Annotated in this window: 7 protein-coding genes; 4 read left to right on the plus strand and 3 right to left on the minus strand. The window is 65.4% G+C overall.

Annotated features, from left to right (window positions below):
* Positions 1-70: 70 nt before the first annotated feature.
* Positions 71-4,342 carry a DEAD/DEAH box helicase gene (locus L2Y97_RS21675; protein WP_247430935.1) on the plus strand — a complete coding sequence of 1,424 codons (4,272 nt, stop codon included), beginning with the start codon at positions 71-73 and terminating at the stop codon, positions 4,340-4,342.
* A 135-nt stretch (positions 4,343-4,477) separates the two neighbouring features.
* On the opposite strand, the gene L2Y97_RS21680 is transcribed toward L2Y97_RS21675, so the two are convergent.
* The 3 genes from L2Y97_RS21680 to glk all read right to left on the minus strand — a co-directional run bounded on the left by L2Y97_RS21680 (position 4,478) and on the right by glk (position 10,839).
* Complete coding sequence (locus L2Y97_RS21680) at positions 4,478-6,754, minus strand: beta-N-acetylhexosaminidase (RefSeq protein ID WP_247430937.1); 2,277 nt, start codon at positions 6,752-6,754, stop codon at positions 4,478-4,480.
* A gap of 207 nt (positions 6,755-6,961) precedes the next feature.
* The gene (locus L2Y97_RS21685; RefSeq protein WP_247430940.1) at positions 6,962-9,694 is read right to left on the minus strand and encodes a TonB-dependent receptor; all 2,733 of its coding nucleotides are present in this window, start codon (positions 9,692-9,694) and stop codon (positions 6,962-6,964) included.
* A 119-nt stretch (positions 9,695-9,813) separates the two neighbouring features.
* Positions 9,814-10,839, minus strand: a complete 1,026-nt coding sequence (glk, locus tag L2Y97_RS21690) for a glucokinase (protein WP_247436952.1) — start codon at positions 10,837-10,839, stop codon at positions 9,814-9,816.
* A gap of 366 nt (positions 10,840-11,205) precedes the next feature.
* Between glk and L2Y97_RS21695 the strand changes: the two genes are divergently transcribed.
* The 3 genes from L2Y97_RS21695 to proP all read left to right on the plus strand — a co-directional run bounded on the left by L2Y97_RS21695 (position 11,206) and on the right by proP (position 15,390).
* Positions 11,206-12,495, plus strand: a complete 1,290-nt coding sequence (locus L2Y97_RS21695) for a sugar MFS transporter (protein ID WP_247430943.1) — start codon at positions 11,206-11,208, stop codon at positions 12,493-12,495.
* A gap of 65 nt (positions 12,496-12,560) precedes the next feature.
* Complete coding sequence (locus tag L2Y97_RS21700; RefSeq protein WP_247430946.1) at positions 12,561-13,589, plus strand: LacI family DNA-binding transcriptional regulator; 1,029 nt, start codon at positions 12,561-12,563, stop codon at positions 13,587-13,589.
* Positions 13,590-13,899: 310 nt separating this feature from the next.
* Positions 13,900-15,390: a glycine betaine/L-proline transporter ProP gene (proP, locus tag L2Y97_RS21705; RefSeq protein ID WP_247430948.1), complete on the plus strand. Its 1,491-nt coding sequence runs from the start codon at positions 13,900-13,902 to the stop codon at positions 15,388-15,390.
* The last annotated feature ends 66 nt before the right edge of the window (positions 15,391-15,456 follow it).

Consider the following 15,456-nt stretch of genomic DNA (forward strand, 5'->3'; position numbering starts at 1 on the left):
TGTACCTTCAATGCTTGTCGGTGGCGCTTGGCGCCCCCATCTATGTCATTGAATGAATTCACAAACGTCAATGCCACTCAGTGCGTTTCATCCGGCGGTTTCGGCCTGGTTCGAAGCCACGTTTCCCGCACCCACCGAGGCGCAGGTCGCCGCGTGGCCGGCCATTCGTTCCGGCCAGCACACCCTGGTGGCCGCACCTACCGGTTCCGGCAAAACGCTGACGGCATTTCTCTCCGCCATCGATGCCCTGGTGCGTGAGGGCGTGGCGGAGGGCGGCCTGCCCGACCGCACCACCATCCTGTACGTGTCGCCGCTGAAAGCGCTGTCGAACGACATACGCATCAACCTGGAAGCGCCGCTCGACGGCATCCGCGAAGAGCTGCGCAAGCAGGGCCTGCCCGATGTCGAGATCCGCACCGCGGTGCGCACGGGCGATACACCCACGGCCGACCGCGAGCGCATGCGCAAGCGGCCGCCTCACATCCTGGTCACCACCCCGGAGTCGCTGTACGTCCTGCTGGGCTCGGAATCCGGCCGGGCCATGCTGCGCAACATCCGCGAAGTGATCGTGGATGAAATCCATGCCGTGGCCGCCAGCAAGCGCGGTAGCCACATGGCGGTCTCGCTCGAACGGCTCGAAGCACTGGCCCAGCGGCGCCTGGTGCGCATCGGCCTCTCCGCCACGCAGAAGCCGATTGAAAAGGTGGCGGCGTTCCTCACGGGCGGCGATGCGTGCGCCATCGTCGATATCGGACACACGCGCAAGCGCGATCTCGCCCTGGACGTTCCGCCCGTCCCGCTCGAAGCGGTGATGTCGAATGACATGTGGGAACTGGTCTATAACCGGCTGGGCAACCTGATCGAACAGCACCGCACCACGCTGGTGTTCGTGAACACGCGGCGCATGGCCGAGCGCGTATCGCGCCATCTGTCCGAACGCCTGGGCACCGATGCAGTGACCGCGCACCACGGCAGCCTCTCGCGCGAGCAACGCCTTGATGCCGAGCAACGGCTGAAGGCGGGCTCGTTGCGCGCCCTGGTCGCCACCGCGTCGCTGGAGCTGGGCATCGATATCGGCGATGTGGACCTGGTTTGCCAGATCGCCTCACCGCGTTCCATCGCCGCTTTCCTGCAGCGCGCCGGCCGCGCGGGGCATGCCGTGGGCGGCACGCCCAAGGCACGCCTTTTTCCCACGTCGCGGGATGACCTCGTGGAGTGCGCCGCGCTGCTCGATTGCGTGCGCCGCGGCGAACTCGATGCGTTGATCATGCCTGAGCAGCCGCTCGACGTGCTGGCGCAGCAGATCGTGGCCGAGGTGGCGTGCCAGGAATGGGACGAGGATGCGCTCTACGACCTGATCCGCCGCGCGTACCCGTTCCGCGAACTGAAGCGGGCGACGTTCGATGACGTCGTGCGCATGCTCGCCGATGGTTTCAGCACGCGCGTTGGCCCGCGTGGTTCGTACATCCACCGCGATGCGGTGAACAAGCGCCTGCGCGAGCGTCGTGGTGCACGGCTCACCGCCGTGACCTCCGGCGGCACCATTCCCGAAACCGGCGATTACAACGTCCTGCTCGAACCGCAGTCCACCATGGTGGGCACGGTGAACGAGGACTTCGCGATCGAGAGCCTCGCCGGCGATGTGTTCCAGCTTGGCAACCGCTCCTACCGCATCCTGCGCGTGGAGATGGGCCGCCTGCGCGTGGAAGATGCTCAGGGCCAGCCGCCGAACATTCCGTTCTGGCTGGGTGAGGCCCCCGGCCGTACCGACGAGTTGTCGATCGGCGTGGCACGATTCCGTACCGAGATCGCGGAGCGCTTCGACGAAGGCGGCCGTGAGGCAGCGATGCACTGGCTTATGGGCGAGCTGGGCGTGGCAAAGGCCGCCGCCGAGCAGATCGTCGATTACCTGTTCCGTGCCCGCGCGGCACTGGGTGCGTTGCCCACGCGCGATACGCTGGTGATGGAACGCTTCTTCGATGAGTCGGGCGGTACCCAGCTCATCATCCACACACCCTTCGGTAGCCGCATCAACAAGGCGTGGGGACTGGCCCTGCGCAAGCGCTTCTGTCGCAAGTTCAATTTCGAATTGCAGGCGGCGGCTACCGAAGATGCCATCGTCCTTTCGCTCTCCACCAGCCACAGCTTCCCGCTGGATGAGGTGGCGCGCTACCTGCATTCGGCCAGTGCCGAACACGTGCTGGTGCAGGCCCTTCTCGATGCACCGTTGTTCGGCGTGCGCTGGCGCTGGAACGCGACAACCGCACTGGCCTTGCCGCGCTTCTCCGGCGGAAAGAAGGTGGCGCCGCAGCTGCAGCGCATGAAGAGCGAAGACCTGCTGGCCACCGTGTTCCCCGACCAGGTGGCATGCCTGGAGAACATCGTGGGCGAGCGCGAGGTGCCCGATCACCCGCTGGTGAACCAGACCCTGGACGATTGCCTGCATGAGGCGATGGACACCGAGGGCTGGCTGGCCGTGCTGCGTGGCATGGAGGCTGGGAGTATCCGCGTCATCGCGCGCGACCTGGCCACGCCCTCGCCGCTCGCGGCCGAGGTGCTCAGTGCGGCGCCCTACGCCTTCCTCGATGACGCGCCACTGGAAGAGCGGCGCACGCAAGCCGTGCAGTCGCGCCGCTGGAACGATGCGGAGAGCGCCGATGACCTTGGCCGCCTCGATACCGACGCGATCGCCTCGGTGCGCGCAGAAGCATGGCCCGAGGCCCGTAGCGCGGATGAGATGCACGAGGCGCTGATGCAGCTCGGTTCGGTCACGCCCGATGAGGTGCGTGACAACGGGTGGTTGCGACTGCTTCAGGCGCTGGCTAAGGATTCGCGCGCGACGCTGCTTACTGCCGATGGCACGTCGGTATGGGTGGCCGCTGAGCGCCTGCCCGCATGGCAGGCCATCCACCCGGCTGCGGTCATGCAGCCGGCTATCGCCGCACCGGCGGAATATGCGGCGCAGGCCTGGACGCGTGAGGCTGCCCTCATCGATATCGTGCGCGGCCGCCTTGGCGGCCTCGGTGTCGTCGAGGAGCGCAGCATGGCGCCGACGCTGGGCGTGGAGGCGATGGATGTGTCCCTTGCGCTTGTTGCGCTGGAGAGCGAAGGCTATGTCATGCGCGGGCCGTTCTCACCCGGCGCCACGGAGACGGAATGGTGCGAACGCCACCTGTTGGCCCGCATTCACCGCTACACCATCGGCCGGCTCCGCCGCGAGATTGAACCGGTGGCACCGCGCGACTTCATGCGCTTCCTGCTCGATTGGCAGCATGTCACCCGTGCGGCGCAAGTGGCGGGCCCCGATGCCCTGGCCGGCGTCATCGGCCAGCTCGAGGGATTTGAGGCCGCCGCCGGTGCGTGGGAATCCGAACTGCTGCCCTCGCGCGTGAGCGACTACAGCATCGGCTGGCTGGATGACCTGTGCCGTGCAGGCCGCATCGTGTGGAGCCGCCTGCGCCTGGGTACCGGCACCGGTGGGCCGGTGCGTGCCACGCCCATCGTGTTGTTGCCGCGCCGGCAATTGGCGGTGTGGTCGGCGGCGGCGCCGGCCATCTCCGATGAGGTGAAGCTTTCTTCCCGCGCGGAAGCGGTGGAGGAGGCGCTGCGTGATGAAGGCGCATTGTTCTTCGATGAGCTCGCCTCGGTAACGCGCCTGCTGCGCACCGAGCTCGAAGATGCCCTGGGTGAACTCGTGGCGGCAGGCCGCGTTACGGCGGACAGCTTCGCTGGCCTGCGTGCGCTGCTGCTCCCGTCAGCCAAACGCCATAGCGGCCGTGCGCGGCGTACGCGCCGGCACATGCTCAGCGGCATCGAGGACGCCGGCCGCTGGGCGCTCTCGCGCCGCCCGCGCGAGGAGCGCAACGATGCGGACGGCATGGAGCATATCGCCCGCACGCTGCTGCGCCGCTATGGCGTGGTCAGCTGGCGGATCCTCGAGCGTGAAGCGGCGTGGCTGCCTGCGTGGCGCGACCTGCGCCGGGTGTACCACCGCCTGGAGGCGCGCGGCGAGATCCGTGGCGGCCGCTTCGTGGATGGCCTGGTGGGCGAGCAGTTCGCACTGCCGGAGGCGCTGACCGCGTTGCGCCAGATCCGCCACCGTGAGCACGATGGCGAGATCGTATGCATTGCGGGTACCGATCCGTTGAACCTGATCGGCGGCATCGTGGCGGGTACGAAGGTACCGGCGAACATCGGCAACCGCATCGCCATTCGCGATGGCATTCCGCTGGCGGCGATGGTGGCCGGCAAGTTCGTGGTGCTGGGCGATGTGGCACCCGATGAGGAGCGCGAGGCGCGCGCCGCGTTGCAGCGCCGTGCGGATATGCGCGTTCCCGCATAACCGATCCCGCGCCACCCGGCCACGACGATGTAGGAGCCCACCCTGTGGGCGACGCCTTTCGCGATACCGCCGCAGGACCTGTTGCGGTATCGCGAAAAGATGTCGCCCACAGGGTGGGCTCCTACGGCGATGCTGTTAGCGCAACTGCACGTCGCCGATCACCCAGAACGTCGACGGGCCCGGCTTGCCGGTGATCAGGATGCACAGGTCGTGCGTGCCTTCGCGCTTGGGCAGGATGCCGTCGAGCGTCGCCGGGCCACCCTTGGCCTTGGCCAGCGGGATGGTCGTGAGCTTCGGGCCGTCGCAGGTGTCCTGGTGGATCTCGATCTCGCCATCGCGCGACTTTGCCTTGCGCGTGACAATGCCGGCGGTGTCCTTCCACAGTGCGTAGTTGAAGGGCAGCTTGTTCACGCTGATGGCGACGCCGTAGCGGCCATCCAGCTTCACGCCCTTCCACGTCCAGCAGGTGTCCATGATGTCCACCTTGTACACAGGGCGGACGCCGTCGACCAGCGTGGGCGATTCCACGCGAACCGGCAGCTTGCTGCTGCACAGGCCGAGCTCATCGCTGTTACGGCGCAGCAGTGACTTGGCATCGATCGTTTCCGAACGCGGGCCGGACAGGCCAAACCCGTTTGCGAAGGTGATGGCCTGCACCGTCGACGGGAGCGCAACCTCGAACGGACCGGTGTATTCCGGCGACTGCGCCGTGGGCGGCGTACCGTCGGTGGAATAGCGGATCTTGCCGTACCCGGTCTGGCTGGAGAGCGTGACCGTCGCCTTGTCGTTGCCGGCGGCCTTTGCATCGATCGCCACCGCGAATGCGCTATCGGCCGGCATGATGCCCGCCGCACGGTAGCGTGAGAACTGCGCGGGCAGGCGAGTGAGGAAGCCGTTCCAGTCCGGGATCGGCGTCCACGTGCGCTCAGCCAGCGCAGCCATGCGCGGGAACAGCGCATGCTGCACGCGCTGCCAGTTGGGCTGGTATTCGGTAAACAGGGTGATCTGTTCGCCCAGCACGTGGCTTGCCTTGTCGGCCGGGATGCCCGCTGGTACTGGCTCAAACTTGTACACGCTTTCGAGCGACTGGATATTCGGACGGCCCGCGGGCTCGTCGGCCATGCTGGACTGCAGGTAATCCATGTACAGGTTCGGCGAAGGCGCCATCACCACATCATGGCCTGCATTGGCCGCCTTGATCGCGCCGGCCGTGCCGCGCCATGACATGACCGTGGCGCTGGCGGGCACCTTGCCATCGAGGATTTCGTCCCAGCCGATCAGGCGGCGATGGTGCTGCTCGAGGTATTCGCCGATGCGCGCAACGAACCAGCCCTGCATCTTCTCTTCGTCATCGATGCCCAGCGACTTCATCTTCGCCTGCACCTTGGGCGAGTGCTCCCACTCATCCTTGGCCGCTTCATCACCACCCACGTGGATATACGTGGACGGGAAGATATCCATCACTTCGTCGAGCACGTCCTCCAGGAAGGTAAACGTGCCGTCGTCGACGTTGAACAGTGCAGTGTTCACGCCCCAGTCCGCCGATACCGTGTGCTTCTTGCCGGCGCCGTACTGAGGATAGGCCGCGACGGCCGCCTGCGCGTGGCCAGGCATTTCGATTTCAGGCACCACGGTAATGTGGCGCTCGGCCGCGTAGGCGACGATCTGCTTCGCCTCTTCCTTGGTGTAGAAGCCGCAATACGGCTTGTCCGCACCGCCGGTGATCGCGATATCCGGGCCTACTGGCGTACGGCACGAAGCCACATCGGTCAGCTTGGGATACTTTTCGATCTGCAGGCGCCAGCCCTGGTCATCGGTAAGGTGCCAGTGGAAGGTGTTGAGCTTGTGCATGGCCATCTGGTCGAGCAGGTGCTCGATCTCGCTGACCGACTGGAAGTGGCGGCTGGAATCCAGCATGAGCCCGCGCCATTCAAAGCGCGGTTTATCGACGATGTGCACGCCCGGCAGGCCGTTCTGCGCGGCAGGGTCGGTCGCCAGCTGCCACAGCGTCACGGCACCGTAGAACAGGCCGGTTTCGTCGTTGGCGGCAATCCGCACGCCCTTGTCGTCGACATCGAGCGCGTAGGCCTCGATGCCCTTCACGGAGGCTTCGGTGTGCAACCAGATGGTCCCGGCACCCGGCTTGCCTTCCACGATGGGCACGGTGACACCGCGCGCCTGGCGCAGCCAGCCCTGCAACTGGGTGGCTACCTTCTTCGCCTGGGTATCCCCGGCGGCGGTGGCGATCTTCGTGGACGCATCGATGCGGAAGTGGCCCGGTACGCGGGACAGCTGCGCGGGCATCGGTATCAGCGACAGCGGTGTCGTATCGACGGGGGCGGTGGTCTGCCTCGGCTGGCTGGCACAGGCGGCAAGGCCGGTGGCCATGGCGAGGAGGAGGATACGGCGCATGCGATGGCCCTGTGTCGTCACTGGCGATAGAGGCCGAAGCCTACGGGGTTCGCGGTAAAGCGTAAATAGTAAGCAGTCAGCAAACACCACACGCTTGCGCGTCAAAAAAAAAGCGGGCCCGGCAAAGGGATTCGTCGGGCCCGTGGGGAATCGTGCTTCGAGGGTTATGTGCGGCCATCCGTGGCCGCCAAGCCATGACGCTAACGCTTAGAGATCGAAATGCACCGAGGCCATGTAGCGGCGGCCGGTGGTGTACTTCGCGACCGGCATATCGGTCGTGGTCAGGTACTGCTTGTACTTCTCGTTCGTCAGGTTCATGCCCGCGAGGGTGAACGAGACGTTCTTGTTGAGCTTCCAGCCGAGCGTGGCACCCAGGTCGCCGTAATCGGCCGTGGTGGCCGGCGGCGCACCGGCGATGTAACCGCCGGCGAGGTACTTGCTGCGCCAGTTGTACGTGACGCGGGCGCTGAACGGGCCCATTTCGTAGTACGGGCTCACCGAGTACGCGTTCTGCGAGTTGTACGGCAGCGCGCCACCTGCATCCAGCGTGCCCTTGGCGTAGGTGTAGCTCGCCGTCACGCCCAGGCCGGTATCCCAGAATGCCTGCTGGTAGCTGACCGTGCCGCCGCGGATCTTGCCGCCGCCGGTGTTGCGCGGACGGCTGATCGAGTATTCGCAGAAGCCATCCGGGGTGCAGAGACCCTGCGCGACCTGGCGGGCAAACGTGGCCTGGTCGTTGACGATGCCCGAGTTGTAGAGCAGCTCGTTCGCCGAATCGACCAGCACGTAATCATCGATCTGCTTCAGGAAGCCGGTCACGGCCAGGTAGGACTGCGGCGCGAAATACCACTCCGCGGCGAGCGAGTAGTTCTTCGACTTGTAGTCCTTCAGGTCCGGGTTGCCGCCCGAGCCGGTGAGCACCGAGTCGTTGAGGAACAGGTTGTTCACCTGCATGTTGTACGGCGGACGTGCGATCACCTTGGCGGCCGCACCGCGCAGCACGATGTCGTCGGTCAGGTCGTACGCGATGTTCAGGCTGGGCAGCCAGTTCTTCGTGGTGCGCGACGAGGTCTGCCACGAACCCGGCGGTGCCGGCAGCACCGGGGCGCCGCTGTAGTTGAAGCCGGTGCCGTCGGTCTTGGTATCGACGTAGCGGATACCGAAGTTGCCGTGGAAGCCACCGCCCGCGAAGTTGGCCTGGCCATAAGCGGCGTTGGTCTTCTCGACGAGCTTGTACGTGCCGTTGAGGTACGTACCCGGGTCTTCGTTGCCGCCGTTGGTGTTGCGCACCCAGGCGTACTGGGCGTCACGATCAGGCATGACATGGTTGGCCGAGCCATCCAGGCCATCGAGGGCGCCGAGCGTATCGGTGTAACCACCGAAGCCGAGGGCTTCCAGGTTGGTCGGGGCGTTACCGCCGTACACGTGGGCGGTCATGCCTTCTTCGTGGCGGTTCCAGCGGTAGCCGAACGCCAGTTCGTTGATGAACGAATCGAAGAACTTCGAGAAATCGAGCTGGCCGTACGTGTCACGCGAGTGCGCGGAGTACGAACCGTAGTTACCGGGCCAGCCACCCAGGCCATCCACGTCACCCATGTGCCAGTTGGCCGGGTCACGTGCGGCGGCGGGGCTGTCGAAGTTGAAGCCCTTGTTGATATCCCAGGTATAACCACCGGCGTACACCGGCTCCATCACCGCCTGCGAGATATTGTCGTTGATCGCCTTGCTGTAGCCGGCTGCGCCGGACAGCTGCCAGCCATCACCGTGCCAGGTCGACTTCAGGTCATGGGCAACCGTGCGCACCACCGACTTGCGGATGTTGCTGTCGAACGTACCCTGCGCGATGGCCGGGCAAGTCGGATCGTCGTTGCCGCAGACGTGGCCGCCGGTGACCACGCCGTTCGGGCCCTGGTTGAAGCTGGTGACGTTACCCGGCGTCGCACCGGTGAACGGATACAGCGACTGGTTCCAGTTATCGAAGTTTTCGCGGACGAACAGGTTGTTGAAATCGATATCCCAGTTGTCCGTCGGGCGGAACTGCAGGCCCAGCGTCGCGGTATCGCGCTTGCGCTTCTGCTGGAACCACGCCGAGTTGACCTCATCGGGCACCTTGGCGTTCGGATCCAGCGTGCCATTGGCGATGCCGGCGGCAACGGCCGGGCTCGAGGCCCACTTGGAGACCGGGCTGTAGCTGAAGATTTCAAAGCCCTGGCGGTCGATCTTTTCCTCGTAATGCTGGATCGAGGTGACGATGCCGAAGGTGTTGGACTCGTTCTTCCAGCTATACAGCGCCGAGCCGTTCGGGCGTGCACCCGGCGTGGCCTGGTCGTTGTAGTTTAGGCCGAACGAACCGCGGACCGTGTTGGCCGGCAGGTCGAGCGGGTTCAGCGTGTGCAGCAGCACCGTGCCGCCCAGGCTGCCTTCGGTCAGGCGGGCTTCGGGCGACTTGTACACTTCCAGGCGGCCGACGATTTCCGGGGCCAGCATGGTGAAGTCAAAGCCGCGGTTCGGCTGCGCGCCGTACTGCCACGGGGTCTGCGACACCGGCTGGCCGTTGAGGAACGTCAGGTTGAGGCTGGGATCGGTACCGTCGATCGATACGCGGTCACCCTGGCCGAACTGACGATCGATCGTGACACCAGGGACCTGGGTCATCGCTTCGGCGACGTTGGTGTTGGGGAACTTGCCGATGTCTTCGGCCGTCACGGCCTCGACGATGGCATCGGCATTGCGCTTGGTGTCGAGCGACTTCTCAAGGCTGGCGCGAATGCCGGTGACGGTGATGCCCTCGAGCTGGGCTGCCTTGGCAGCATCAGCCTTTTGCTGGGCGGTCTGCGTCTTGGCCGGCTGCGTCGACGCGTCCTGCGCGGCGGCTACACCGGTGAAACAACAGAGTCCGGCGATAATGCTCGCCGTGAGCAGATTCCTACGATGCGACATGGTGTCCTCCCCTCAGAGGATGTAGCTCCGGCGGGTTTCGCGGCCGCGCCGTGCTTTCGTTGCTATCGAAGAGCCTTTCGGCCCGGTTTTTTACTGAGCCTGCGTTCCTTTCCCGCTCATCAATGAGCTATCGAACCGTGCAGGTAGAGACCGGCGGCACCGATCACACCCAACTGTCCGTGGTCCATCAGACGTACCGGCACTTGCTGGAGAAAGGCGCGCATGACGCCCTTGTTGAAAAACCTGTCTGCGAAGCTGCTGGCGGCAAGGTAGTCGCGCACCTGGGGCAGGATGCCGCCGGCCAGGAACACGCCACCGCGGGCGCCGTAGAGCATGGCGAGATCGCCGACGAAGCTGCCGAGCAGGCCGCAGAACACATCCAGGGCTTCCACCGCAGCCGGATCGTTGCCGGCGAGGGCGGCCGTGGTGACGGCGGCGGGTTCGGCGAGCGTCGCGGGGGTGCCGCGCAGCGTCGAAATGGCTTTATAGAGATTGACGAGGCCTGGGCCGGAGAGGGCGGTCTCGTACGAAACGTAGTCACGGCTCTTCGCGAGCTCGGCCAGGATGGCGGCTTCGCGCGGGGTGCCGGGGGCGAGCGAGATCTGGCCGGCTTCGGTGGGCAGCACGGTGGCGTGCGGCTTGCCGGGCAACAACACCGCTGAGCCGAGGCCCGTGCCTGGGCCCATCACCAGGATGGGGCCGGCGGCCGGCGTGGCAGCGGTTTCAATGATGGCGGTGGTTTCGTGATCGCGCAGGAACTGGCAGGCGTAAGCCACCGCCTCGAAATCGTTCACGACGCTCAGGCCGGCCAGGTGCAGGCTTTCGCGGATGTCGCCGATGGAGACCGGCCAGGGCAGGTTCTCGTTGACGATGGCGTCGCCCAGTACATAGCCCGCGCTGGCCACCGCGCAATGCTGCACGGCGAACTGGCCCTCGAGGTGGCCGACGAAATCCTTCAGCACGGCGGTAAGGCTGGGCCAGTCGGCGCAGGCATAGCGCTCGTAGCGCAGTACTTCGAAGGTGCCCCCGGCCAGTTCGGGACGGACCAGGCCGATACGGGCATGCGTGCCGCCCACGTCGGCGGCGATGAACGCCTCCGCACGCGCCGTCCGCACAGCTTCCCGCTTGTTCGCCTGCTCGCCCACGTTTAACCCCTTGGTTCCCTGCGATGCGGTCACATGAATTTCCTGTGACCCCCTTGTTACGACTGAGTCTGTGAGCCAGATGACAACGTTGTCAACAGGACAAATGGCTAGGACAGCCAACATCCCATCGTGCACTGCAACAGGAAACGTTTACGACCCGCGCCGCCCACCCGCGACACCTTGCGCCGCAAGACCTTTTGGAACGATTGAATGCGCAGGATCAGATGCTTGCGGCGGCGCGACATCGAAAGTCATAACGAAATGCCAACACCCTGCCGGGTGGTAACACGCGGATTGACAACGTTGCTCGCACGAGTCAATAAAGGGACAAAACCGCGGCACCAAACATCCAAAGGGGAGCAACCCATGTCGTCCACCACGGCCGCCGTCGGCGAGACGCGCCATTCGAGCGTCGGACCGATGATCATCATCGGCATCCTGTTTTTCATCTTCGGCTTCGTCACCTGGCTCAACGGCCCGCTGATCACCTTCGTGAAGCTGGCCTTCAACCTGGATGACGTGGGCGCGTTCCTTGTTCCCAGCGCGTTCTACCTGTCGTATTTCTTCCTCGCGCTGCCGGCCTCCTTCATCCTTAAGAAGACGGGCATGAAGAAGGGCATGGGCCTTGGCCTGTTCGTCATGGCGATCGGCGCGGCCACCTTCGGCCAGTTCGTCACCATGCGCGTGTACCCGGGCGCGCTCACGGGCCTGTTCATCATAGGCGCGGGCCTTTCGCTGCTGCAGACCGCCTCCAACCCGTACATCTCGGTGCTGGGCCCGATCGATAGCGCAGCACAGCGCATCGCCTTCATGGGCATCTGTAACAAGATCGCCGGCGCGCTCGCACCGTTCGTGTTCGGCTGGGTGGTGATGAGCAACATCGGCGGCTTCGACAAGCAGATCGCCGCGGCCGGTTCGCCGGAGGAGAAGGAAGCGCTGCTCAATGCCTTCGCCGCGAAGGTGCACATGCCCTACCTGGCCATGGCGGGCCTGCTGGTGGTGCTGGCGATCTGGGTGGTGCGCTCGTCGCTGCCGGAGATCCGCGCCTCCACCGATAACTCCGAGCGTGCCATCGGCCATGCCAAGGGTGGCATTTTCAGCTTCCCGCACCTGTGGCTGGGCGTGCTGTGCCTGTTCGTGTACGTGGGCGTGGAAGTGATGGCGGGCGACGCCATCGGCACCTACGGCCAGGGCTTCGGCATGACGCCGGAAGACACCAAGCACTTCACCTCGTACACGCTGTTCGCCATGCTGATCGGCTACGTCGCCGGCCTGGTGCTGATCCCGAAGGTGGTCTCGCAGCACAAGTACCTGGCGATCTCGGCGATCCTCGGCGTGCTGTTCTCGATCGGCACCTATGCCACCACCGGTTACACCTCGGTGGCGTTCGTGGCGGCACTGGGTTTTGCCAACGCCATGATGTGGCCGGCCATCTTCCCGCTCGCCATCAAGGGCCTGGGCAGCCTGACCGAATTCGGCTCGGCCCTGCTCATCATGGGCATCGCCGGTGGCGCGATCATCCCGCAGTTGTTCGCCCACCTGAAGCAAGGGCATGACTTCCAGCTGGTGTTCCTGGCCATCATGGTGCCGTGCTACCTGTACATCCTGTATTACGGCGCGGCGGGCCATAAGGTCGGCCAGCACGTCAAGGACTGACGCCCCATCTTCGCTCGGTGACGGCCATCCGCTAGGATGGCCGTCTTGCTATCGAGGGTCGTGATTTGCGTAGCCCCACCATCAAGGACGTGGCCGAGCGGGCCGGCGTGTCGCTGAAGACCGTCTCCCGCGTCATCAACCACGAACCCTCCGTGCACGCCCGCACCCGTGACAAGGTGCAGCGCGCCATCGAGGCACTCGATTACCAGCCCGACCAGGCCGCCCGCAGCCTGCGCAGCTCGCGCACGTACGCGCTGGGCCTGGTTTATGACAATCCCAATGCGCACTACGTCATCGCCATGCAGAACGGCGTGCTGTCGGTGTGCCGGGAGCGCGGCTTCGGCCTGCAGATCCACCCCTGCGATTCGTCCGCCACGCGCCTCGCCGAGCAGCTCGGTGACCTGGTGCGGCGTAACCGCCTGGCCGGCCTGGTGCTGTGTCCGCCCATGTCGGAACAGCCGCAGCTGCTGGCGACGCTCACCGAACAGAACGTGCCCTTCGTGCGGATCATTTCCGCGCGGCAGGACCCGAAGGATGGCTGGCCGTGCGTGTTCGTCGATGACCGCGACGCCGCCTACGCGATCACCGAGCACCTGATCCAGCTCGGTCACCACCGCATCGGTTTCCTCTGGGGTGGCAAGGAGCACCGCTCCAGCCCCGAGCGTTACCAGGGCTACGAGGATGCACTGCGCGAGTACGGCATCGAGATCGACCGCGCCCTGGTGGTGGAGGGTGATTACTCCTTCGACGATGGTTTCCGTGGTGCGCGCAAGCTGCTCGCGCTGCGCAATCCGCCCACCGCGATCTTTGGCTCGAACGATGAGATTGCCGCGGGCGTGCTCGCCGCCGCACGCTCGGGCGGTGTCGATGTGCCATGGGAGCTTTCCATCGCCGGCTTCGAGGACAGTCCGTTCTCCAAGCAATCGTGGCCCGCGTTGACCACGTCCCGGCAGAACACCGAGGAGATCGGCCGCCACGCGGCACAGCGCCTCATCGCCGAGATCGAACGCGATAGCGCCGCCCCGCCGATCGACAACGAAGGCTTCAGCCCCGACCTGGTGGTGCGCGGCTCGACGGCACCGCGCCGCCTCTAACGCCCCGTAGGAGCCCACCCTGTGGGCGACGCCGTTCGCGAATGAGCATCAGGCCCTGCGGCGTCATCGCGAAAGATGTCGCCCACAGGGTGGGCTCCTACATAGGGTTAACGCCGCATTTGTTAAGCTTTTCGGGATATCCAGCGTGCGCGCCATGTTTGCGCGCCTTAAGCGATGGTATCCCGCGTGTCCCCCGTGAGCGGACCGCGCCGAGCGCCGCGTTCCGCGTTGCGCATCCCTATCTCCAGGACGGTTGGTTCCGGCCACGCGTTTGCGTGCCTGCACGTCCGCGCGAACAGGAGCACACACGATGCAAGGATCCGCCGGGCACGACGCCCACTTTGGTTGGTTCACCCGCCGCCGCAAACACCTCAAGCCCGATGACCTGACCATCGTCGACCAGTCGATGCTGAAGCGCGCCGTCGGCGCGGCGGCGCTCGGCAACGCCATGGAGTGGTTCGACTTCGGTGTCTACGGCTACCTCGCCGTCACGCTGGGTCATGTGTTCTTTCCGGGAAGCAACCCGACGGCGCAGGTCATCGCGACCTTCGCCACCTTCACTGTCGCCTTTCTCGTGCGTCCGATCGGTGGCCTGGTGTTTGGACCACTGGGTGATCGCTTCGGGCGCCAGCGCGTGCTCGCGGCGACCATGATCATGATGGCGCTCGGCACGTTCGCCATCGGCCTTATCCCGTCCTACGACCGCATTGGTCTGTGGGCGCCGGTACTGTTGCTCCTCGCTCGGCTACTGCAAGGTTTCTCCACCGGTGGCGAATACGGTGGCGCCGCCACATTCATCGCGGAATACTCCACCGATGCCCAACGCGGGCAGATGGGCAGCTGGCTGGAGTTCGGCACGCTCGGTGGCTACATCGCTGGTGCCGGCGTCGTCACCGCGCTCACCATGCTGCTGGGTAACGACGACATGCTGGCGTGGGGCTGGCGCGTGCCGTTCCTCGTGGCGGGCCCGCTTGGCCTGCTCGGCCTGTACATGCGCATGAAGCTGGAGGAGACGCCGGCCTTCAAGGCGCACGCAGAAGCCATGGAAGCCACGGGCGATGCACCTCGCATTGGCCTGATGGAGCTCGTGTCGGTGCATGGCTCGCAGCTGCTCAAGTGCATCGGCCTGGTGCTCGTCTTCAACGTCACCGACTACATGCTGCTGACCTACATGCCGAGCTACCTCACCGTGACGCTGGGCTACAGCGAAGCGAAGGGCCTGCTGCTCATCCTGATCGTCATGCTGGTGATGATGCCGTTGAACGTGCTGGGCGGCCGCTTCAGCGATCGCTTCGGCCGCCGGCCCATGATCATCGGCGCGTGCGCGGCCATGTTCGTGCTGGCCATTCCGTGCATGCTGCTGGTCGGCACCGGTAACGATGCGTGGATCTTCACCGGGCTGATGCTGCTCGGCGTGGCGTTGGTGTGCTTTACCAGCACCATGCCGTCGACCTTGCCTGCGTTGTTCTACACACCCGTGCGCTACAGCGCGCTGTCGATCGCCTTCAATGTTTCGGTATCGCTGTTCGGCGGGACCACGCCGCTGGTCACCGCGTGGCTGGTGGAACGTACGGGTGATCCGCTGGTACCTGCGTATTACCTGATGGGCGCGGCCGTGATCGGCATCATCACCATGCTGTTCGTGACCGAAACCGCGGGCCTGCCCTTGCGCGGTTCGCCGCCCGCCGTGGCCGACCACGCGGAGGCGAAGGAGCTGCTCGCCAGTGATGCACCACTGACGGTGGATGAAGCGCTACCCGCCCTGCCGGAAGACGCCGCAAGCAATCCGACACCGGCGTAGCCTGCTTTTGTCGGAGCGCGCTTGCGCGCGATGGGTGCTTGCCGCAAGACCCATCGCGCGCAAGCG

This window comes from Luteibacter aegosomatissinici (assembly GCF_023078495.1).
Lineage (GTDB): Bacteria > Pseudomonadota > Gammaproteobacteria > Xanthomonadales > Rhodanobacteraceae > Luteibacter > Luteibacter aegosomatissinici.

Coding starts and splice junctions, on each gene's coding strand:
- L2Y97_RS21675 (WP_247430935.1), top strand. CDS start 71: ATGCCACTCAGTGCGTTTCATCCGGCGGTTTCGGCCTGGTTCGAAGCC.
- L2Y97_RS21680 (WP_247430937.1), bottom strand. CDS start 6,754: ATGCGCCGTATCCTCCTCCTCGCCATGGCCACCGGCCTTGCCGCCTGT.
- L2Y97_RS21685 (WP_247430940.1), bottom strand. CDS start 9,694: ATGTCGCATCGTAGGAATCTGCTCACGGCGAGCATTATCGCCGGACTC.
- L2Y97_RS21695 (WP_247430943.1), top strand. CDS start 11,206: ATGTCGTCCACCACGGCCGCCGTCGGCGAGACGCGCCATTCGAGCGTC.
- proP (WP_247430948.1), top strand. CDS start 13,900: ATGCAAGGATCCGCCGGGCACGACGCCCACTTTGGTTGGTTCACCCGC.